We start from the raw sequence: 21,131 nt of genomic DNA on the forward strand, positions 1-21,131 counted from the left end.
ATAACAGCTTATATTAGCGTTTTCCTAGGAGTATTCAGTGGCCATCACACCTACCCTTTCATCCATAGGCATCGGCGCCGGCGCCAGCGGCCTGGATGTGAATGCCATCATCGACAAGCTGATGACGGCCGAAGCCGCACCGCTGGGTACTTTTGACAAGAAAACGGCCTCCTACCAGGCCAAGCTCAGCGCGATGGGCACGCTCAGTGGCGCCGTCAGCACCTTCCAGAATTCGCTGTCGGCCCTGTCGAATACAAATAACTTCCGCGCAGTCAGCGCCACGCCCGCCGATCCCCTCGTGCTGTCGGCCAGTGCCGGCGCCAAGGCCGTGGCCGGCAACTACAACATCAATGTCACCCAACTTGCCCAGTCGCAGACCCTGATGTCGGGCGGCATGGCCAACAAGCTGTCGACCATCGGACTGGGCAGCAAGACGACGATTTCCTTCCAGTTGGGCTCGCTCACCGGCGGCACCTTCGGTTTGAACGGCACCGCCCTGGCCGCCACCACGGCGCAGACCGGCATCAGCAACGGCTCGCTGATACTCAACGGCACCGCCATCCCCACCGATGCCAGCACCAAGAGCGCGCGCGCCCTGGCCGACGCCATCAACGCCAAGAGCAGCACCACGGGCGTGACCGCCACGGCCCAGCCGACGTCGAGCAGCGCGACCATGTTCGCCGGCTTCGGCAGCGTCGAAACGGGCGCGGATGGCACCTATTCGCTGTCGGTGGGCGGCATCGAGATCGTTACGCAGGGCAACGGCGTGGCCGCCAACGGCGGCATCACGGCCGCCTCGCTCGACACGACGCTCGAAGGTCCGAATGCCGTCTCGAATGCGCTGGCCGCGGCCAACATCACCGTCACCGGCAAGGCCGCCGACGGCACCCTGAAATTTACGCGCGCCGACGGTTCCAACCTGAACATCGAAGAAGTGGTGACGGGCTCGGTCAAGGGCGGCATCGGCCACGCCTCGAACTCGGTCAATGACGGCTCGAACGTGACGCTGACCAGCACCATCAACCTGGCCTCGAGCAATGCCAGCCCGATCACCATCGCCGGCAGCAATCCGGCCGCCGCCGGACTGACGGCAGGCTCGGGTGGCGCCTACATGAACACCAACTTCACCCAGGACGGCACGCAGGCGACGGGCACGGTGGTGATCGACGCCACCAACAACACCTTGCAAGGCATTCGCGACGCCATCAATAACGCGGGCTTGGGCGTGACGGCCAGCATCGTTTCGGACGGCACGGACAAGCCGTTCCATCTGGTCTTGAGCTCGTCGAAGACGGGTGCCAACTCGTCCATGAAGATCTCGCTGAGCGGCAGCGACGGCCTGCCCCCGGACAGCGCCCTGAATGACTTGCTGTCCTACGATGCGAGCGGCACGCAGAACCTGAAACAGAACAGCGCCGCGCAAAACACCAACTTCAGCGTCAACGGCATCGCCATCACCAGCGCGTCCAACAGTGTCGATACGGCCATCGAAGGCGTGACCCTCGGCATTGCCAAGGTCGGCAGCACCAGCTTGTCGGTGCAGAAAGATACCTCCACCGTCAAGACCAGCATCAATACCTTCGTCAAGGCCTATAACGACCTGAATACGGCGATGGCCAAGATGACGGCCTATGATCCGGAAACCAAGAAGGGCGGCGTCCTGCTGGGGGACTCCACCGCGCAATCGATCCAGAGCCAGTTGCGCAAGCAATTGGGCGCGCCCATTACCGGCTTGAACAGCAGTTTGAGCACCCTGAGCCAGGTCGGCATTTCCTTTCAGAAAGATGGTAGCCTGACCCTGGACTCCAGCAAGCTCGACAAGGCCATCAGCGCTAACTTCACGGACATCGCCGGCCTGTTTTCCGCGCTCGGCAAGGCCACCGACAGCAACGTCGCCTTTACCAGCTCGACCGCAGCAACCAAGCCGGGCAGCTATGAACTGACGATCACCACGATGGCCAGCCAAGGCTCGATCACCTCGGCCGCCGCGATGCCGGCCACCACCACGATAGGCAGCGACACCACGTGGAGCATCACGCTGAACGATACCGAGCCCAGCGCTGCCAAGAATACGGCCCAGGTCGTCATTCCTGCCGGGACGTACACCCCGGCCCAGATGGCATCCATCATCCAGTCATCGATCAACGGCGTGAAGTCGTTTTCCGACAACGGCGCCACCGTGTCGGCTTCCGTCGATGGTGCGGGCAAACTGGTACTGGCCTCGAGCCGCTATGGTTCCGTCTCGAATATCGCCATCAGCAGCGGCACCGGCACGGCGCCAACCGACCTGTTCGGCGCATCCGCGCCCGTCAAGGGCGCGGACGTGGCTGGCACCCTGGGCGGACAACCGGTGATCGGCTCGGGCCAGACCCTGACGGGCGCCGCCGGTTCGCCGGCCGATGGCCTGAAGATTGAAGTCACGGGCGGCACCACCGGCTCGCGCGGCACCGTCAGCTTCTCGCAAGGCTATGCCTACCAGTTGAATAACCTGGCCACTTCCTTCCTCGGCACGGACGGCATGATCACCAACCGCTCCAAGGGCCTCAACGAAACCATCAAGAGCATCGCGACGCAGCGCGACAAGTTCAGTGACAAACTGAACGACATCGAAGCGCGCTACCGCGCCCAGTACTCGCGCCTGGACGTGTCCCTGAATAAATTGCAGGGCATGCAAACCTATTTGACCCAGCAGCTGGCCGCCATCGCCGCCAACCGTTAAGCCCATTCATCAGGAGAATTACATGTTTGGAACCCAACAACGCGGCGTCAACGCCTATGCCAAGGTCGGCCTGGAAACGGGCATCGTTTCGGCCTCGCCGCACAAGCTGATCGTGATGCTGTACGACGGCGCCCTGGTGGCCGTGCTCAGCGCGCAGATGCACATGAAATCGGGCAATGTGCCGGAGAAAGGCAAGTCCATCTCGAAAGCCATCCAGATCATCGACAATGGCTTGCGCGCCAGCCTGGACAAGGAAGCGGGCGGCCAGATCGCCGAAGGCCTCGACGCCCTGTATGAATACATGAGTGCGCGCCTGCTGACGGCCAACCTGCACAACGATATTACCCTGCTGGAAGAAGTGCAGCGCCTGCTCACCGACTTGCGCGAAACTTGGAACGCCATCGGCGCCACTCCCGCCGCCATGCCTGGCGCCGATCTGAAACGTATGCCCAGCCTTGCGAGCGCCTGACCCATGATGACGAATCAAGAAGTCCTGACCACCTACGAAGCCATGCAGACCCTGACGGGCCAGATGGTGACCGCCGCCACCAATGCCGACTGGGATGCGCTCGAAGTGCTGGAACAGCGCATCAGCGCGCATGTGGCCGCGCTGAAGGCGAATGAAGAAAAAGTCGTGCTGGAAAGCGCTGGCCGCCAGCGCAAGGTCGCCCTGATCAAGCAGATCCTGGAAGACGACCGCAAGATCCGCGACCTCACCATGCCGTGGATGGCGCAATTGTCCAAGCTGATCAGCAGCACCGGCACCGAGCGGCGCCTGGCCAACGCCTACGGCGCGTAAGCGCCCACGGGGCAAGGTCCGCTATCATGTTGCCGAAGATGGATGCGATCGGCATGACGCCCCTGACCCCGATCAAGGGCACTCGCCCGGCCGACACCGTCGCCGACCCGCGCCAGGCCGAGTTCCAGCGCTCGCTGCAGGGACTCATCGGCAAATCCATGCAGGGACAGGTGCTGGCCCGCATGGGCGACGGCAGCTTTCTCGTGCGCGTGGCCGGTACGCCGGCCCGCATGCAGCTGCCCGCCGGCGCCCAGCCCGGCACGGAAATCCCGCTGACCTTGATCGGCATCAATCCCCGCCCCTCTTTTCAAATCGGCAACAACCGCGACCAGCCCGCCAGCGCCCTGCTGACGTATGCGGACGCGGAAGCCGAGCCGGACGCCGCTGAAACGCGCGGCCCCCAGCCCGGCGCCGCCCAGGCGGGCACGCGCGCCAGCAGCACGGCCGCCACCCTGCTCAGCCGCGCACCCCTGACGCCGGCCAATCTGTTGCCCGCCCTGGCGGGCGACACGCCCGCGCCCGAGCTGAGCACCACCGCGCGCGCCATCAGCACCGTGCTCAGCCAGGCGGAAAGCGTGCCCGGCGCGCCCCTGTCCCTGGTCGGCAAGACGCCGCTGATGACCACGCCGGGCGCAGCTCCGGCCCAGGTGGCGCAAAAACTGCAGGAGGCGGTGGGCAGCAGCGGCCTGTTCTATGAATCGCATGTGGCCGAATGGGCCGAAGGCAAGCGGCCGCTGGCGTCGCTGCTGCTGGAGCCGCAGATGCAGAAAGCCCCGCAAGGCGAGGCGGCCAGGACGGGGACCGACCTTGCCTCGGCGCAACTGATCAATTTGCAGCTGCATACGCACGAACAGGCGCGCGTGCAATGGCAGGGCGAAGCGTGGCCCGGCCAGAAGATGCAGTGGGATATCAGCAAGGATGCGCCGGAAGGACAGCAGCACGATGGGCGCGACGGCGACGAGGAAGCGACGGCCTGGCGCAGCAACGTGCGCTTCCAGTTTCCCCTGCTGGGCGACCTGGCCGCGCACGTGGTCTTGCAGGGCGGCCGCGTGGCCATCCAGCTGCAAGCGGGCAGCGAAGGCAGCGCCGACACCTTGCGCCAGCATGCGGCGGCGCTGGAAGCGTCGCTAGCCGCGGCCGGCTGGCCATTGACGTCGCTGACGATCGCCGGCAAGCCGGACGCCGCCGAGCCAACGGAAGCGGACGATGCTTGACGACACCAAGCGCAAGGTGCCGCAGACGGCCGTCGCGCTGGCCTACCAGAGCGGCGCGCCCGCACCCAAGGTGGTGGCCAAGGGCAGCGGCCTGATCGCGGACCAGATCATCAGCACGGCGCGCGAACACGGCGTCTTCGTGCATGAATCGAAGGAATTGGTGGCGTTGCTGATGGATGTCGACCTGGACCGCCAGATTCCGCCCGGCCTGTATCGGGCGATTGCGGAACTGCTGGCCTGGTTATATCATATTGAATCTGCGAATGGCGGGCCCATCCCGCCGCCGCCCGACACCAGCATCAACCTCACCGATACATAGACAGGCATCAATGCAAGCACATATTATGGATTCCGGCCTCGAAAACTGGCATGATTTTGAAGTGGAATCGCGGCGGGAAATCATCGCCTTGCTGCGCAGCATAGGCGAAAAGAACCAGCTGATCCGCATGCTGATCCACGGTGAATCCGATGTGTGCGTCACGTCCATCCTGGAAGTCGATGCCGACCACGATAGCGTCATCCTCGACCGTTCCGTGAATGCCGACCAGAACCGGCGCATGGTGGCCGCCAAGGGCATTTCGTTTGAAACCTCGCTCGACAAGATCCGCATCCTGTTTGCCAGCGCCCTGGTGGAAGAGTGCAATTACGGCGGCACGCCCGCCTTGAAAATTTCCATTCCAGAAACACTGATCCGCTTGCAGCGGCGCGAGTATTACCGCATGACTACGCCCGTGAGCAATCCCGTGCGCGTGGCGATTCCCCTGCCGCCCTCGCTGGGCGGCGCCGACACCCTGTTCCCGCTGGCCGACATCAGCTGCGGCGGCATCGCCATCCTCGACAATAAACTGATGCTGGGCGAAACCATCGGCAGGGACTATCCCGGCTGCCGCATCGACTTGCCCGACGTCGGCATCGTCACCGCGACTTTGCAAATTCGCAACTCGCTGGACATGACCTTGCTGAACAATAAGCTGAACCGCCGACTCGGCTGCCAATTCGTCGACCTGCCGCGCAGCATGCTGGCGCACGTGCAGCGCTATATCACGCGCCTCGAACGAGAACGGAATGCGCGCATGGCTGGGCTGGGCTGATAACCCAAAACGAAAGCTGGAGTCAGACCCGGCGGGGGAATGTATCCCAATGGGATACATTCCGATTCTTTGGGAACTGACCCCGGAATCTGCCGTTAGGGTAGCTAAAACTCAAACTTGCATATTCATAATTTCATGATATGCAGAAACTAGTTTATTCCGCACCTGCACCGTCGCCTGGAATTCGATGCTCGACTTTTGCATCGACACCATCACGTCCGACAGGCTGACCTTTTCGTCGCCCATGGTAAAGCGCTGGCCCAGCGCGGACGAGGCTTTTTGCGCGCCGCTCACGGAGTCGAGCGCGCTCTTGAAGGCATCGGCAAAATTCACCTTCGCCGCCGGCATCTCGGTCTGGATCGCCGGTATTTTCGCCTCCGGCCGCGTGGCCGCCGACTTCAGTTGCGCGATCATCGCCTCGATCCTGCTGCTATCGATACCGCCTGTTTTCACTTTGCCTCCCGATTCTGGTGTGCTTCGTAACTGTTCCATGCCTGTTGCACCCAGAGAACAAAACCCTGGCTTGCAAGGCAACGACGGGTACAATAACTTCCGTCACATGTTGCCAGGGTTCCACAATACCAGCGCCAACGCCAGCCGCTCGGCCGAGCAGGCGGCAAAAGCGCCTTCTATTTGGACGATTGAAGCGCGTGACAGTGGCGGATAATTCTGCATATCGCCCAATCCTCCCGAGGAAGCGGCCCCCACGCACCACCCAATACACGTAAATACACCGCCCTGGAAGGCAATCATGGCTGTAGCCGAAGAAATCGATGTGAACCGCATACCGCCGGAACCGGCGCCTGCCCGCTCGCCCGTGGAGTCCGTACAAGCGTTCGCCAAGACGCCGATGGGCAAGAATTTCCTGCGCGGCCTGGGCGTGGCGGCACTGGTCGCCATCGGCGTGGCCCTGTACATGTGGAACCAGCCGCCCGAATACAAGGTCCTGTTTTCCAACTACACGGACCGCGACGGCGGCGCCATCACCGCATCGCTGGACCAGCTGGGCATCAAGCACAAGTTTTCCGAAGGCGGCGGCGCCATTCTCGTACCATCCGAGCAAGTCCACGACGCGCGCCTGAAACTGGCCGCGCAAGGCTTGCCGAAAGGCGGCAACGTGGGTTTCGAGCTGATGGAAAACCAGAAGCTGGGCGTGTCGCAATTCCTGGAACAGGTCAATTTCCAGCGCGCACTGGAAGGCGAACTGGCGAAATCGATCGAGTCGGTGTCCGCCGTCGACACGGCGCGCGTCCACCTGGCCCTGCCCAAACCATCCGTCTTCGTGCGCGAACAGCAAAAACCGACGGCTTCCGTGCTGCTGAACCTGCACCCGGGCCGCGGCCTGGACCAGCTGCAGGTGAGCGCCATCGTGCACCTGGTGGCGTCCAGCGTACCGGAATTGCTGCCAATCAATGTTACCGTGGTCGACCAGGCCGGCACCCTGCTGTCGAACCAGGAAAAGGACAAAGACCGCGCCAACGGCATCAAGAGCCTGGACCCGAACCAGCTGAAGTACGTGCAGCAATTGCAGCAAAGCGTGATCAAGCAGGTCGAATCGATCCTGCTGCCCATCGTCGGCGAAGGCAATGTGCGCGCCGAAGCGACGGCCGACGTGGATTTTTCGCAAAGCGAGCAGGCGGCCGAAACCTACAAGCCGAACTCGCCGCCGGAAGCGTCCACCATCCGCAGCCAGCAGACGAGCGAATCGACGGGCGCCGGCAATGCCAACCCGTCCGGCGTGCCGGGCGCGCTGTCGAACCAGCCGCCAGGCGTGGCCACGGCGCCATTGACGGCCGAGGCGCCGGGCGCCCCGGGCGGCGCGCCGACGGCGCCGACACAGAAGGAATCGACGACGAATTATGAAGTCGACAAGACCGTGCGCTACGAACAGAAATCCATGGGCGGCCTGCGCCGCCTGTCGGTGGCCGTCGTCGTCAACTACCGCCGCAGCTTCGACAAGGATGGCAAGGTCACGGTCAAGCCGATTTCCCCAGCAGAAATGATCCAGATCAATAATCTGGTCAAGGAAGCGATGGGCTACAACAAGGAGCGCGGCGACAGCTTCAGCGTGGCCAACTCGCCCTTCGACGGCATCGACCGCGCGCCGGAAGGCAAGCTGGAGTGGTGGCGCGACCCGGCCAACTTGCCGCTGGCCAAGGAACTGGCGAAATTCCTCATCACGGCCCTGATCCTGCTGTATATATTCATCAAGATCGTACGCCCGATGCTGCGCCCGGTCATGCGCAAGATCGACGATTTCGGCGCCCCGCCGCCCGTCATCGAGCCGGAACTGAGCAAGGACGGCGAAGAAAACGAAGTCCTGCTCAGCGAAGCGGAGCTGGAGGAACTGGAAGAAGATACGGCCCGCGGTTATCGCGAAAACCTGGCGATGGCCCGGAAACTGGCGCAGGAAGACCCGCGCGTCGTGGCCAACGTAATCAAAGCATGGATAGGCAATAATGACTGAGACAACGGGACTGCAAAAAGCATCGATCCTGATGCTGGCACTGGGCGAGAGCGAAGCGGCCGAGGTCATGAAATTCCTCGGGCCGCGCGAAGTGCTGAAACTGGGCGCCGCCATGGCCACCATGAAGGGCATCGCGCACGACCAGGTGGTCGAGGTGCTCGACGACTTCCGCGCGCAGACGGAACTCAATTCCACCGTCGGCCTCGATTCGGACGAATACATCCGCCAGGTGCTGACCAAGGCGCTGGGCGACGACAAGGCATCCGTGCTGCTGTCGCGCATCCTGGGCGGCAAGGACGCGTCCGGCATCGAATCGCTGAAGTGGATGGATTCGCAATCCGTGTCCGAGCTGATCCGCAACGAGCACCCGCAGATCATCGCCACCATCCTCGTCCACCTGGAACGCGACCAGGCCTGCGAAATCCTCGGCCATTTCACGGACCGCCTGCGCAACGACGTGGTCTTGCGCATCGCCACCCTGGACGGCGTGCAGCCGGCCGCCTTGCGCGAGCTCAACGACGTGCTGACGAAACTGCTGTCCGGTAACGAAAACATCAAGAAATCGTCGCTGGGCGGCGTGCGCGCGGCGGCCGAGATCCTGAACTTCATGAGCGGCGAGCAAGAAGGCTCCGTCATGGACAATATCAAGAATTACGACAATGACATGGCGCAAAAGATCATGGACGAAATGTTCGTGTTCGACAACGTGATCGATATCGACGACCGCGGCATCCAGCTGCTGCTGCGCGAAGTGCAGTCGGAAATGCTGATCATCGCCCTGAAAGGCGCCTCGCAAGAGCTGCGCGACAAGATCTTCAAGAACATGTCGCAGCGCGCCGGCGAGATGATGCGCGAAGACCTGGAATCGAAAGGCCCCGTGCGCCTGTCGGAAGTGGAATCGCAGCAGAAACAGATCCTGCAGATCGTGCGCCGCCTGGCGGACGAGGGGCAGATTGTCTTAGGCGGAAAAGGCGAGGATTCGTTTGTCTAGTTTAATTCCCAAAGAGCAACAAACCGCCTACCAGCGCTGGGAAATGACCTCGTTTGGCGACGAGCGTCCCAGCGTGGTGGCGGCGCGCAAGCTGCTGGAACCGGACCCCGAGCCCGAAATCGATCCGGAAACCGATCCCTACGGCGAGCTGCACCAGGAAGAGCTGGCCCCGCCGCTGGAATACCCGACGCAGGAAGAACTCGACGCCATCCGCGAAGAAGCGCGCGCCACGGCCTTCGACGAAGGCCGCGCGGCCGGCTATGCGGAAGGCCATGCGGCCGGGCATGCCGACGGCCATGCGCAATCGTATGCGGAAGGCAAGGCGGCGTCCGCCGTGGAACTGGCGCACCTGCAAACCATCGCCGTCGACTTCGGCACGGCCGTGCACCAGGCCGACGAGCTGATCGCCAATGACGTGATGGAACTGGCCTTGCAGCTGGCCAAGGGCATGCTGAAGACGGCCCTGCCCGTGCGCCCCGAACTGATGCTGCCGATGGTGCGCGAAGCCATCGAGTACTTGCCTGTACTACAACAACCAGCCTTGCTGATGCTCAACCCGGACGATGCGCAAGTGGTGCGCGACGGCATCGGCGATGAGCTCGACAAGGGCGGCTGGCGCGTCATCGAAGACCCGTCCGTGGAACGTGGCGGTTGCAAGATCGACACGGCCAGCAACCAGATCGATGCGCAGACGTCCACCCGCTGGCACCGCCTGACGCATGCGCTGGGCAAAGACCTGGACTGGCTGGCGCCGTGAGCGAGCCCGTCAAAGGCCCTGCTGCCCATGCGGCGCGCTGGCGCGCCTACCTGAGCGACTGTACGGCCGTGGTCGGCTTTGTCGAACCGATGCAGATTTCAGGACGCGTCACGCGCGTGGCCGGCCTGGTGATGGAAGCCGTGGGCCTGCGCCTGGCCGTCGGCGCCGCCTGCACCGTGCCGCTGCCGAATGGCGGCCGGGTCGAGGCGGAAGTGGTCGGCTTTGAAGGCGAACGCCTGTTTTTGATGCCGCAAAGCGACGTCGAAGGCATCGTGCCCGGCACGCGCGTGTTTTCCGTCGAACCGGCCATTCCCCGTCCCGGCAGCGTGGCGCACCCGCGCCGCCGCCCCAGCGACCGCGCGCGCCACCTGCCCGTGGGTCCGCAACTGCTGGGCCGCGTGCTCGACGGCGCGGGCCGCCCGCTCGACCAGCTGGGCCCGCTGCACACGACGGACAGCGCCCCCATCAATGTACGCCCCGCCAATCCCTTGGGCCGCGCGCCCATCGTCGACACGCTCGACGTGGGCGTGCGCTCGATCAACGCCATGCTGACCGTGGGCCGTGGCCAGCGCATGGGCCTGTTCGCCGGTTCCGGCGTGGGCAAGAGCGTGCTGCTGGGCATGATGGCCCGCTACACGGAGGCGGACGTGATCGTCGTCGGCCTGATCGGCGAACGGGGACGCGAAGTAAAAGAATTCATCGAGCAGATCCTGGGCCCCGAAGGCCTGGCCCGCTCCGTCGTCGTGGCCGCGCCGGCCGACACGCCGCCGCTGATGCGCCTGCAAGGGGCCGCGTATGCGACGGCGATTGCCGAACACTTCCGCGACCAGGGGCAAAACGTGCTGCTGATCATGGATTCGCTGACCCGCTACGCCATGGCGCAGCGCGAAATCGCCCTGGCCATCGGCGAACCGCCCGCCACCAAGGGCTATCCGCCGTCCGTCTTCGCCAAGCTGCCCGTGTTGGTGGAGCGGGCCGGCAATGGCGAGGAAGGCGGCGGCTCGATCACGGCCTTCTACACCGTGCTGACCGAGGGCGACGACCAGCAAGACCCGATCGCCGACTCGGCGCGCGCGATTCTCGACGGCCATATCGTGCTGAACCGGCGCCTGGCCGAAGCGGGCCATTATCCCGCCATCGACATCGAGCAATCGATTTCGCGCGCCGCCCACTCGATTACCACGCATGAACACCAGCAGCAGGCGCGCAAGCTGAAACAGCTGTATTCGCGCTATGAACGCAGCCGCGACCTGATCAGCGTGGGCGCCTACAGCGCCGGCACCGACCCCGTGCTGGACCAGGCCATCGCCCTGCATGAAAAGATCGAGGCGTTTTTGCAACAGCAAATCACGGAGCGGGTCAGCATGGACGAGAGCTTGGGGCAACTTACCGCTCTATTCGACTGATTAGGGCTTGCATAGCGGGAATATAATCAGCCATGGCTTCTCCTTCCCAACTTGCAACCCTGATCGACCTTGCCCAGCGCGAAACGGACGACTGCGCCAAGCGCCTGGGCGCGGCCCTGAAAGCGCTCGACGATTGCCGCCAGAAGCTCGACATGCTGTCCGGCTACCGCGACGACTACGCCAAGCGCTTCGAGACAAGCATGAGCAGCGGCATTACGCCCATGGCTTACCGCAACTTCCAGGCCTTCATGGTCAAGCTTGACAGCGCCATCCTGGGCCAGCAGCAGGTAGTCGAGCATGCGCAAGCGCGCAGCGACAATGAAAAGATGCGCTGGCAGTTGGCCGAACGCAAGCGCATGTCGTACACCACCCTGAACAACCGGGCGCAGGAACAGGCGCTGAAGCTGGAAAACAAACGCGACCAGAAAGCAATGGATGAGCACGCGGCGCGACAAGCCTATTACAAACGCTAAGCAACACTGAGGCAGCATCATGCAAACCCAGCCAACACCGATTTCCCAGATTATCTCGCCGAACGCCACGCCGGGCGCCGCCAACCGCAGCCAGCCGACCACCAGCGGCACGGCGGGCGACTTCCAGCGCACCCTGAACCGCCAGATCGAGCAACGCCAGGCCAGCCGCAATATGACGCAGGCGCAAGTACAAGCGCCTGCGCCGGCGGTCCGCCCTGCCAGCCCCGCGGCCACGCAGGCTCCAGCCCAGGCGCCAGCGAGCGAAGCGAAGCCGGCGCAGACGGGTACCGAACAGGCGGCCAGCAGCGAACCGCCGCCAGCGCAGTCCAGCGAGGCGGCCGCGCCCGCCACCGCCGACAACGCCAGCGCCCCGGCCGAGGCCAGCGTGCCCGCCGACAACGCCACCGCGACAGTCGCGCCGCCAGCCGATCCGGCCGCCGAGATGCTGGCCCTGGTAGGCAGCATCCAGCTGGCCATCCAGCCGCCGGCGGCAGCCGCCAAGGCCGTGCCGGAACTGCCCGCGCGCGCCAGCGTCAAGGCCGACGGCAAGAACCTGGCCGCAGGGCCCTTGCTGGCAGCGGGCCAGGGCAGCGGCAAGGCTGCCGCCACCGTCATCGCGCAAGCCGACGGCGGCGACTTTGCCGACAGCCTGGGCCAAGCCCAAGGCAAGGCGGCCGCCACACCGGGCGCCAGCGTGCCAACCGGCAAGGCCGAACCTGGCAAGCTGGCCATCGACGCCCAGCTGGCTGCCACCGCCAAGGCGGGCGCCGCCGTGGCCGAACCGATTCTCAAGGAAACACCTGCCGACCTGAGCCGCCTGGCGGCCCAATTGCAGCCGGGTGCGCTGCAGCAGGCCGCTGCCGCCGTGGCCGTGCCGGCCGACAAGCTGACGGGCCGGGTCGGCACGCCGGCCTGGGACCAGCAGCTGGGACAGAAAGTCGTGTGGATGGCGGCCGGCGGCGACCAGAGCGCCACCCTGACCTTGAATCCGCCCGACCTGGGACCTGTGCAAGTGGTACTGACAGTCACCAACGACCAGGCCGATGCCGCCTTCATGTCGGCCCAGCCGGAAGTACGCCAGGCGCTGGAAGCGGCCATGCCGCGCCTGCGCGAGATGATGAGCGAAGCGGGCATCGCCTTTGGCAGCGCCACCGTCTCGGCCGGCACGCCGGAACAGCAGGACCAGGGTAACCGGGAAGCCTCGGGCGGACGCCGTGGCAATGGCCAGGGCGGCGGCGTAACGGGTGGCGAGACCGCCATCGCGCCGGCGGCAGGCGGGCGCAGCCGGCCCAGCCTGAGTGCCGTGGATACCTTTGCCTGAGGACAATTCGTCGTCCGCCAGCCGCTGGCGCGCCCCCTGACGTAACTTTTCGTCTAAAAACAGCGAGTTGAGGGCGCTTCCGCCCTCTTTTCACTGCATCCTTCTGCGCAGAATTTGCCGATAATGACATAATGGCGTCGTGATCCACTTCCATGCACTCGAGTACCATTGAAAGCAAATCCAAAAATGAAAGCAGATCCGAAAGCAGATGCAGGCCTGGCTCCCGCCGGCGCCTCGAAAAAGAAGCTTCTGATCATCGTGCTGGCCTCGGTGCTGGTGGCTGGCAGTATCGGTGGCGGTGCCGCCTGGTACTTCCTGCATGGCAAGGCCGATAAAGAAGAATCGGCGCCCAGCAAGAAAAAACATGCCGCTTCCAAGGCAGGTCCGCCCGTCTTCGTGCCCATCGATGCCTTCACCGTCAACTTGCAGCCGGAAAATGGCGAGCAATACCTGCAAATCGCGTTTACCTTGCAGGCCAGCAGCCCGGAAGAAATGGACTTGATCAAGGTCAACATGCCGAAAGTGCGCAGCCGTTTATTGCTGCTGCTGTCCGGCAAGAAGGCGTCCGAACTCAATACCGTGGAAGGCAAGCAGCAACTGGCGGCCGAAATCATCAATCAGGTGAACCAGCCGTTCGAGGACAAAGGGCCGGAGCAGGACGTGACGGACGTATTATTTACCGCATTCATCATTCAATAAGCAGCCATGGCCGATAATTTCCTCTCCCAGGAAGAAGTCGATGCCCTTCTGAAGGGCGTCAACGGAGACCAGGACGACGCGCAGGCGCCGGAAGATGTCACGGGAGTTCGTACCTACAACCTGGCAACCCAGGAGCGCATCGTGCGCGGCCGGATGCCAACGTTGGAAATTATCAACGAGCGTTTCGCCCGTCTGCTGCGCGTGGGCCTGTTCAACTTCCTGCGCCGCAGCGCCGAAGTGTCGGTCGGTTCCGTGCGCGTGTCGAAATACAGCGAGTTCATCCGTAACCTGGTGGTGCCGACCAACCTGAATTTGGTGCACATGAAGCCGCTGCGCGGCACGGCCCTGATGGTCTTCGATCCGGGCCTCGTGTTCTTGCTGGTCGACAACCTGTTCGGCGGCGACGGACGCTTCCATACGCGCGTCGAAGGACGCGACTTTACGCAGACGGAGCAGCGCATCATCCTGCGCATCCTCGACATCGTCTTCGAAGCGTACACCAAGTCGTGGGAGCCGGTCTTCCCCGTCGAGTTCGAATATATCCGTTCAGAAATGAACACGCAGTTCGCCAACATCGCCACGCCGAACGAGGTGGTGGTGGCGTCCACGTTTACGGTGGAATTGGGCTCCGTTTCCGGACAAATCCACTTCTGCATGCCGTATTCGATGATCGAGCCGATCCGCGATTCGCTGACCTCGAGCCTGCAGGGCGAGGCGCTGGAAGTGGACAAGCGCTGGATCCGCCTGATGACGCAGCAGATCCAGATCGCCGAAGTCGAGCTGGTGGCTTCGCTGGGCACGGCGCGCGTGTCGTTCGATGAAATCCTGAACATGAAGGTGGGCGACATCATCCCGCTGAATATTCCCGAACTGATCGCCGCCACCGTCGACGGCGTGCCCGTGATGGATTGCACGTACGGCGTGTTGAACGGACAATATGCGCTGAAGGTGGAGAAACTCCTCGCCAATGCCGATAACATGAACAACCATTAAGAAATATACGGGTCGCGCTGCGGCCCGCATCTGTACAACAGGAGAAACACATGTCTGACAACCAAGACGACCAAAGCGCGGAAGACGATTGGGGCGCGGCCATTGCCGAGCAGGCCAAGGCGGAAGCCGAAGCGCTGCAGAACCAGGCCGCCAATACGGCCAGCGCGGCCAGCGCCGCCGTGTTCAAGGACTTTTCCAAGCAGGCATCGAAGTCGGAAACGCACAACGATATCGATTTCATCCTCGATATCCCCGTGCAGCTGACGGTCGAACTGGGCCGCACCAAGATCGCCATCAAGAACCTGCTGCAACTGGCGCAGGGTTCCGTGGTCGAACTCGACGGCCTGGCCGGCGAACCGATGGACGTGCTGGTGAACGGCTGCCTGATCGCCCAGGGCGAAGTGGTGGTGGTGAATGACAAGTTCGGCATCCGCCTGACGGACATCATCACGCCTTCCGAACGCATCCGAAAATTGAATAAATGAAGCCTGGCCTGTTGATTTCCACTGTGCTGCCGTTCCTGGCGGCATGCAGCATCGCGCACGCCGAACCGGCATCGGCGCCGGCGGCCAGCGCCGCCAGCGCTTCCGTCGCGGCGGCCAGCGAGGCACCGCCAGCCGCCACGGCGCCGGCCGCCTCGGCTGCAACGGCGGTGCCGGCCTCCGCGCCTGCCGCCGCCCTGCCCGCCATGCCGCCCGGCGCAGCGATGACGATGGCGCCGACCAGCTCGGCCGGCAGCTTGCTGCAAACCATCTTCGCACTCGTGTTCGTGCTGGCCCTCCTGATCGGCCTGGCCTGGTTCATGAAGCGCTATGGCCCCAAGGTCATGGGCGGCAACAGCAAGATGCGCGTCGTCAGCTCGCTCAACCTGGGCGGACGCGAACGCATCGTCCTCGTCGAAGTGGCCGACCAGTGGATCGTCGTCGGCGCCTCGCCCGGCAGGATCAACGCGCTGGCCACCATGCCGCGCCAGGAAGGCGACTTGCCGCAACTGGCCACGGCGCAAAACGGCCCCGCGGCCGCCAATTTTTCCGAGTGGCTGAAACAGACCATCGAAAAACGCAATGGGAAATAAGCAGCAGATGGCGTGGTCCACCTTGAAGACTCCCCTGACCTGGCTGCTGGCGGCCGCCGCCCTGGCCTTGCCGCTGTGGGCCATGGCCCAGCCGGGCATTCCGGCCTTCAACAGCACGCCGGCCCCGGGCGGAGGCCAGAATTATTCGTTGCCGGTGCAGACGCTCATCCTGATGACGTCGCTCACCTTCCTGCCGGCGGCCCTCCTGATGATGACCTGCTTTACGCGCATCATCATCGTGCTGTCCCTGCTGCGCCAGGCCATCGGCACGCAATCGGCGCCGCCGAACCAGGTGCTGGTGGGCCTGGCCCTGTTCCTGACCCTGTTCGTCATGGGGCCCGTGTTCGACAAGATTTATACGGATGCCTATCTTCCTTATCAGGAAAACAAGATCACCATGCAGCAGGCGATGGACAAGGGCGTCGATCCCCTGAAAACCTTCATGCTCAAGCAGACGCGCCAGGCCGACCTGGCCCTGTTTGCCAAGATGTCGCGCTCGCCGGCCCTGCAAGGTCCGGAAGACGTGCCGCTGCGCATCCTCGTGCCCGCCTTCGTCACCAGCGAACTGAAAACGGCGTTCCAGATCGGCTTTGCCATCTTCATCCCGTTCCTGATCATCGACATGGTGGTCGCCAGCGTGCTGATGTCGATGGGGATGATGATGATGTCGCCGGCAACGATTTCGCTGCCGTTCAAGCTGATGCTGTTCGTGCTGGTCGATGGCTGGCAGTTGCTGCTGGGCTCGCTGTCTCAGAGTTTTTACTAGGGGAAATACGATGACACCCGAAAGCGTCATGACCCTGGGCCGCCATGCGATGGAAATCACCCTCATGGTGGCCGCGCCCATGCTGCTCGTCGCCCTCATCATCGGCTTGATCGTGAGTATTTTCCAGGCGGCAACGCAGATCAACGAGGCGACCCTGTCCTTCATCCCCAAGCTGGTCGGCATTTTCGTCGCCCTCGTCGTGGCGGGCCCCTGGATGCTGTCCGTCATGCTCGACTACATGCGCCAGGTCTTCACGGGCATCCCGAACCTGGTGGGCTAGTGCTGCGCTTGTTGCCATGCTGACCCTGTCCAGCATCGAACTCAATACCTGGATCGCAGCACTGCTGTGGCCGCTTAGCCGCATCCTCGGCCTGATCGCGGCCGCCCCCCTGTTCGGCAACGCGGCCGTGCCGGCCACCGTGAAGGTGAGCCTGGGCGCCCTGCTGGCCATGATCATCGCCCCCACCGTGCCGGCCTTGCCTGCCGTCAACCCGATGTCCTTGCCCGGTTTATTGATCCTCACGCAAGAGATGCTGGTGGGCCTGGCCATGGGCTTTTCCATCCGCATCGTGTTTTCCGCCATCGAAATGGCAGGCGAAATCAGCAGTCTCACCATGGGCCTGGGCTTCGCCTCGTTCTTCGATCCGCAAACCAAGGGCAGGTCTTCCGCCATCAGCCAGTTCCTCGTCATGCTGGCCACCTTGATGTTTTTGACCGTCAACGGCCACCTGGTCTTGCTGGCGGCCCTGGCGGAAAGCTTCGTCAGCCTGCCGATTTCATCGAGCCCCATCAGCGGCGGCGGCTTCCAGCAATTGGCGGCGTGGGGTGGGGAAATTTTCCGTTCCGGCCTGCAAATTTCGCTGCCCATCATCGCCGCCCTGCTGCTGACCAACGTAGCCCTGGGCATCCTGACGCGGGCCGCGCCGCAGCTGAACATCTTCGGTATCGGTTTTCCCGTCACCCTGGGCGTGGGTTTGCTGGTGATCAGCATGGTCCTGCCCTACCTGGCCACGCCCTTCCAGAACATGTTCCTGCGCGGCATAGAAACGGCGCGCCTGCTGCCGCGCGGCTTCGCCACGCGCGACCGGCCGCCGCCGCCCGCGCCGCCGAATCCCTTGCGCCCCCCGGCGCCGGCCGCGCCGGCGCGCTGACTCACTGCGGGTCGCTGCTCAGCGCCGCGCGCCAGCGCCGCACGTCGACGTTCAGGCGCAACTGGTGATGTTTGACCAGGTAGCGCACGCCGACCAGCGCCGCCGCCAGGCCCGACAAGGCGGCTATGCCCAGCGCCCAGCGCGGGCCGAAGGTGTCGGCCACCCAGCCCACGATGGGCGCGCCCAGCGGCGTGCCGCCCGCCGAGATGGCCAGCACGATGGCCATGACCCGGCCCCGCATGGCGGGCGCCGTCGACAGTTGCACGCTGCTGTTGACGCTGGTAGTAAAGGTTTGCGCGGCGATGCCGATGACTACCAGCATCATGCCGAACAGCCAATAATTGGGCATCACGGCGGCCAGCGCGCATGCCAGGCCGAACAGCGCAGCCGCCCCCAGCAGCAAGGCCAGCGTGGGCTGGCCGCGCCCGGCCGCCAGCAGGGCGCCGGCCACGGAGCCGCAAGCCATCACGGAACTGAGCACGCCATACTGGCCCGCGCCCGCATGGAAGGCCGTCACGGACATGGTCGACAGGAAGATGGGGAAATTCAGGCCGAAGGTGCCGATCAGGAACAGCATCAGCAAAATAGCCATCAGGTCGGGCCGCTGGCGCACGTAGCGGAAGCCGTCGCCCAGGCTGGCCCGCGTGGCCTTCAGGCGCGGCGCGCGGCGCAGCAATTCCACGCGCAGCAGCAACAGCGAACCGATCACGGCGGCAAACGAGACGGCGTTGATGATGAAGACCCAGCCGCTGCCGACGCTGCTGATCAGCAAGCCGGCCACGGCCGGACCCAGCATGCGCGCCGCATTGAACGAGGTGGAATTGAGCGCCACGGCATTCGTCAAGTCTTCCTCGCCGACGATTTCGGCAACAAAAGTCTGGCGCACGGGCGAATCGAAGGCCGTCACGCAGCCCAGCAGGAAAGCAAACACATACACGTGCCACAGTGCTACCTGTCCACTGATGCACAGCAAACCCAGGCCCAGCGCCAGCAAGCCCATGGCCGCCTGCGTACACAGCAACAATTTCCTGCGGTCGAGCAAATCGGCCGCCATGCCAGTGAGCGGCAGCAACAGCAGTTGCGGGCCGAATTGCAAGGCCATGACGATGCCGACGGCGCTGGCATTGTGCTGCGTCAATTCGCTCAGCACCAGCCAATCCTGCGCCGTGCGCTGCATCCACGTGCCGATATTCGACACGAGGGCGCCACCGGCCCAGATACGGTAATTGGGTATGCGTAGCGAACGGAATGTGTTGTTCATCTGGGCGTGCGGGCTCCTTGCCGGGGTCGTGGTGGAAAATTCAGCGGATCACTCCGCCAAGCGTTTGAGTAATGCCACCGCGTGGTTCAGTTCGGTGACATCGTCCGGCGTGAGCCGGGTTTCAATGGTGCGCGCCAGCCAGTCTTCGCGCGCGGCGCGGCTGGCCGCGATCCAGGCGCGGCAGTTGTCCGTCAGGGTCAATATCGTCTGGCGTCCGTCTGCCGGGTCGGGCGACCCCGTCACCATCCGCGCCTCCGTCAGCGCCAGCACGGTGGCGGCCATCGACTGGGGCCGCATGCCTTCGGCGCGCGCCAGGCTGCTGGCCGTGGCGGGGCCGTCGCGTTCAAGACGGCTGAGCACGGATGCCTGCGACATGCTGACATCGCCCAGGTGCGCCTCTTCGCGCAGGCGGCGGCGCAGCTTGCCGACCAGGATGCGCAATTCGCCGGCCAGTTGCAGAACTTGTTCGTGGTCTTCTTGCGGGGTGGTCATGGCAGTCATGTAGTGGATCAACGGCCTCCACTATACCAGATATGCAGGTAGACTGCACAGTTTGCCTGCATATCTTGCCAGAACGGCCATCTTGCGGATGCAAAAAAGCCGGGGCGGGAGATCTCCTCCCTGCCCCGGCTTGCCGGCCAGCCTGCGATGCGGCCCGCTTAGCTGATGTAATTGAACAGCGACAGGCCCGAGATCGAGGTAAACGACTTCTGCGCCGCCTGCAGGGTGATCTGCTGCTGGCTGAACAGGGAAATCGCCTTCACCATGTCCAGGTCCTGCAAGCCCGACAGGGTGCTCGCATACTGCAGGTCGAGGTCGTCGCCGGCGCTGTCGAGCGTGTCGAGTTCCTTCAGGCGCGAACCGACTTCCGCGCGCACCGACAGCACGTTGTCATAGGCCGTATCGAGGATGTCGTGTGCCGCGTTCAGACCGGCCGTCAGGCGCGCCTGTCCCGCGTCGCCCGAGGCCGGCTGGCCCAGCACACCGATCAGGTTGGTAATCGTGCTAAAGATCGATTCCTTGCTGCTGGGCTCCAGGGTGAATTTGTCCAGGTCGGCCGGCTTGCCCGCGACATTGACTTGCTGGCCGTCAAAGTTGATGGCGTCGCCCGACTTGTAGGCCACCGGCACGGCCGGATTCGGGATGGTCTGGCCCAGGGTCACGTCCGTCACGGTATAGGTCGTGACGGCGGCGGTGCCCGTGCCCGTCACCTGGAAATCGATCGAGTACTTGTGCCCCGTCAACTTGGTGGGATCGGTGACGGTGCCGCCGGAAATGATGCCGGCGCCGCCGCGCGTGAAGTTACCCGGATCGGCCGCCGTGGTGAACTTGCCGTTGCCCGTCAAATTATTCTCGAACACGGCCGCGCCCGAATCGCTGGTGGCCAGGTAGCGGGCCGAGCCCACTTGCAGTTCGCGCTGCCCCTGGTCACCTGCGTAGGTGGCGCCGCCCGGCGTCTGGCTGAACGGTTGCGTCGTCGACTTGTAGCCGCCGAACAGGTAGCCGCCCGCGTTGTCGGACGTGTTGGCGATGCCCAGCAGGTCCGTCAAACGGCCCTGCAGTTCCGTGGCCAGGCTCTGGCGGTCGACATCCTTCAAGGCCGGATTACCGGCTTTGAGCACCAGTTCCTGCACGTCGGCGAGCAGCGAGGTGGTGCTGGCCAGGGCCAGCTCTTCCTGCGAGAGGAAATTCTTGGCGTTCGAGCGGTTCGTCACGAATTGCGTGTTGATCGTTTGCGACTGCGTCACTTCCAGCGCGCGCGCCGAGGCGATCGGGTCGTCGGCCGGCGTCAGGTTGCGGCGATTCGCCGACAGCTGCATCTGGCTACGGTTCAACGCGCCCTGCAGGTTGTTCAGCTGCGTGCTGCCCGCGTCATAGATCATTTTTGTACTGATGCGCATGATGCTGCCCTTCCTGATGGCGGCGGACGCCAGGCGCCGCCGCTTGA

23 protein-coding genes are annotated in these 21,131 nt (G+C 63.9%); 19 read left to right on the forward strand and 4 right to left on the reverse strand.

Annotated elements, in window-relative coordinates; all coding sequences use genetic code 11:
- Positions 1-37: 37 nt before the first annotated feature.
- The 6 genes from fliD to O3299_RS14355 are packed head-to-tail and all read left to right on the forward strand — an operon-like array spanning position 38 to position 5,823.
- Positions 38-2,719 carry a flagellar filament capping protein FliD gene (gene fliD, locus O3299_RS14330; protein WP_257218879.1) on the forward strand — a complete coding sequence of 894 codons (2,682 nt, stop codon included), beginning with the start codon at positions 38-40 and terminating at the stop codon, positions 2,717-2,719.
- A 22-nt stretch (positions 2,720-2,741) separates the two neighbouring features.
- Positions 2,742-3,188: a flagellar export chaperone FliS gene (gene fliS, locus O3299_RS14335; RefSeq protein WP_077407797.1), complete on the forward strand. Its 447-nt coding sequence runs from the start codon at positions 2,742-2,744 to the stop codon at positions 3,186-3,188.
- Positions 3,189-3,191: 3 nt separating this feature from the next.
- Complete coding sequence (locus O3299_RS14340) at positions 3,192-3,518, forward strand: flagellar protein FliT (protein WP_305062552.1); 327 nt, start codon at positions 3,192-3,194, stop codon at positions 3,516-3,518.
- A 26-nt stretch (positions 3,519-3,544) separates the two neighbouring features.
- On the forward strand, positions 3,545-4,732 hold the full coding sequence (locus O3299_RS14345) for a flagellar hook-length control protein FliK (RefSeq protein ID WP_305062553.1): 1,188 nt from the start codon (positions 3,545-3,547) through the stop codon (positions 4,730-4,732).
- Positions 4,725-5,051 carry an EscU/YscU/HrcU family type III secretion system export apparatus switch protein gene (locus tag O3299_RS14350; protein WP_099666872.1) on the forward strand — a complete coding sequence of 109 codons (327 nt, stop codon included), beginning with the start codon at positions 4,725-4,727 and terminating at the stop codon, positions 5,049-5,051. The genes O3299_RS14345 and O3299_RS14350 overlap by 8 nt, the downstream gene beginning before the upstream one ends.
- A 25-nt stretch (positions 5,052-5,076) precedes the next feature.
- Entirely contained in the window at positions 5,077-5,823 is a 747-nt protein-coding gene (locus O3299_RS14355) for a flagellar brake protein (RefSeq protein WP_305062554.1), read from the forward strand.
- Positions 5,824-5,934: 111 nt separating this feature from the next.
- On the opposite strand, the gene fliE is transcribed toward O3299_RS14355, so the two are convergent.
- Positions 5,935-6,237 (reverse strand): flagellar hook-basal body complex protein FliE, encoded by a 303-nt coding sequence (fliE, locus tag O3299_RS14360; protein WP_230539976.1) that lies wholly within the window; start codon positions 6,235-6,237, stop codon positions 5,935-5,937.
- Positions 6,238-6,574: 337 nt separating this feature from the next.
- On the opposite strand from fliE, the gene fliF reads away from it, so the two are divergent.
- The 13 genes from fliF (at position 6,575) to fliR (ending at position 17,922) form a co-directional block, all read left to right on the forward strand.
- Positions 6,575-8,290 (forward strand): flagellar basal-body MS-ring/collar protein FliF, encoded by a 1,716-nt coding sequence (gene fliF / locus O3299_RS14365; protein ID WP_251350721.1) that lies wholly within the window; start codon positions 6,575-6,577, stop codon positions 8,288-8,290.
- Complete coding sequence (fliG, locus tag O3299_RS14370) at positions 8,283-9,281, forward strand: flagellar motor switch protein FliG (RefSeq protein ID WP_077407811.1); 999 nt, start codon at positions 8,283-8,285, stop codon at positions 9,279-9,281. Before fliF ends, fliG begins: the two co-directional genes overlap by 8 nt.
- Positions 9,282-9,324: 43 nt before the next feature.
- Complete coding sequence (locus O3299_RS14375; protein ID WP_289911482.1) at positions 9,325-10,038, forward strand: flagellar assembly protein FliH; 714 nt, start codon at positions 9,325-9,327, stop codon at positions 10,036-10,038.
- Positions 10,039-10,127: 89 nt separating this feature from the next.
- Entirely contained in the window at positions 10,128-11,444 is a 1,317-nt protein-coding gene (gene fliI / locus O3299_RS14380) for a flagellar protein export ATPase FliI (protein ID WP_233516143.1), read from the forward strand.
- A gap of 32 nt (positions 11,445-11,476) precedes the next feature.
- Complete coding sequence (gene fliJ / locus O3299_RS14385) at positions 11,477-11,917, forward strand: flagellar export protein FliJ (protein WP_077407817.1); 441 nt, start codon at positions 11,477-11,479, stop codon at positions 11,915-11,917.
- 19 nt (positions 11,918-11,936) lie between these two features.
- Positions 11,937-13,238, forward strand: a complete 1,302-nt coding sequence (locus O3299_RS14390; RefSeq protein WP_305062555.1) for a flagellar hook-length control protein FliK — start codon at positions 11,937-11,939, stop codon at positions 13,236-13,238.
- A 186-nt stretch (positions 13,239-13,424) separates the two neighbouring features.
- The gene (gene fliL / locus O3299_RS14395; RefSeq protein ID WP_099666868.1) at positions 13,425-13,937 is read left to right on the forward strand and encodes a flagellar basal body-associated protein FliL; all 513 of its coding nucleotides are present in this window, start codon (positions 13,425-13,427) and stop codon (positions 13,935-13,937) included.
- A gap of 6 nt (positions 13,938-13,943) precedes the next feature.
- Entirely contained in the window at positions 13,944-14,930 is a 987-nt protein-coding gene (gene fliM, locus O3299_RS14400; protein ID WP_034754035.1) for a flagellar motor switch protein FliM, read from the forward strand.
- Between the two features lie 50 nt (positions 14,931-14,980).
- Positions 14,981-15,415 carry a flagellar motor switch protein FliN gene (gene fliN, locus O3299_RS14405; protein ID WP_034754038.1) on the forward strand — a complete coding sequence of 145 codons (435 nt, stop codon included), beginning with the start codon at positions 14,981-14,983 and terminating at the stop codon, positions 15,413-15,415.
- On the forward strand, positions 15,412-16,005 hold the full coding sequence (gene fliO, locus O3299_RS14410; protein ID WP_305052923.1) for a flagellar biosynthetic protein FliO: 594 nt from the start codon (positions 15,412-15,414) through the stop codon (positions 16,003-16,005). The genes fliN and fliO overlap by 4 nt, the downstream gene beginning before the upstream one ends.
- A 7-nt stretch (positions 16,006-16,012) precedes the next feature.
- Entirely contained in the window at positions 16,013-16,771 is a 759-nt protein-coding gene (fliP, locus tag O3299_RS14415) for a flagellar type III secretion system pore protein FliP (RefSeq protein WP_369812289.1), read from the forward strand.
- A 10-nt stretch (positions 16,772-16,781) separates the two neighbouring features.
- Complete coding sequence (gene fliQ, locus O3299_RS14420; protein WP_035821365.1) at positions 16,782-17,051, forward strand: flagellar biosynthesis protein FliQ; 270 nt, start codon at positions 16,782-16,784, stop codon at positions 17,049-17,051.
- A gap of 16 nt (positions 17,052-17,067) precedes the next feature.
- Complete coding sequence (gene fliR, locus O3299_RS14425) at positions 17,068-17,922, forward strand: flagellar biosynthetic protein FliR (protein WP_289903910.1); 855 nt, start codon at positions 17,068-17,070, stop codon at positions 17,920-17,922.
- Between the two features lies 1 nt (position 17,923).
- Here the strand turns inward: fliR and O3299_RS14430 are convergent, their stop codons facing one another.
- The 3 genes from O3299_RS14430 to flgL form a co-directional block, all read right to left on the reverse strand.
- A complete protein-coding gene (locus tag O3299_RS14430) occupies positions 17,924-19,183 on the reverse strand; it encodes an MFS transporter (RefSeq protein WP_305062556.1) in 1,260 nt (419 codons plus the stop codon).
- Positions 19,184-19,231: 48 nt separating this feature from the next.
- Positions 19,232-19,684: a MarR family winged helix-turn-helix transcriptional regulator gene (locus tag O3299_RS14435; RefSeq protein ID WP_370385281.1), complete on the reverse strand. Its 453-nt coding sequence runs from the start codon at positions 19,682-19,684 to the stop codon at positions 19,232-19,234.
- Between the two features lie 158 nt (positions 19,685-19,842).
- The gene (gene flgL, locus O3299_RS14440; protein ID WP_180278709.1) at positions 19,843-21,084 is read right to left on the reverse strand and encodes a flagellar hook-associated protein FlgL; all 1,242 of its coding nucleotides are present in this window, start codon (positions 21,082-21,084) and stop codon (positions 19,843-19,845) included.
- Positions 21,085-21,131: the final 47 nt, after the last annotated feature.

It is taken from the genome of Janthinobacterium sp. SUN176, from assembly GCF_030587335.1.
Lineage (GTDB): Bacteria > Pseudomonadota > Gammaproteobacteria > Burkholderiales > Burkholderiaceae_D > Janthinobacterium > Janthinobacterium kumbetense.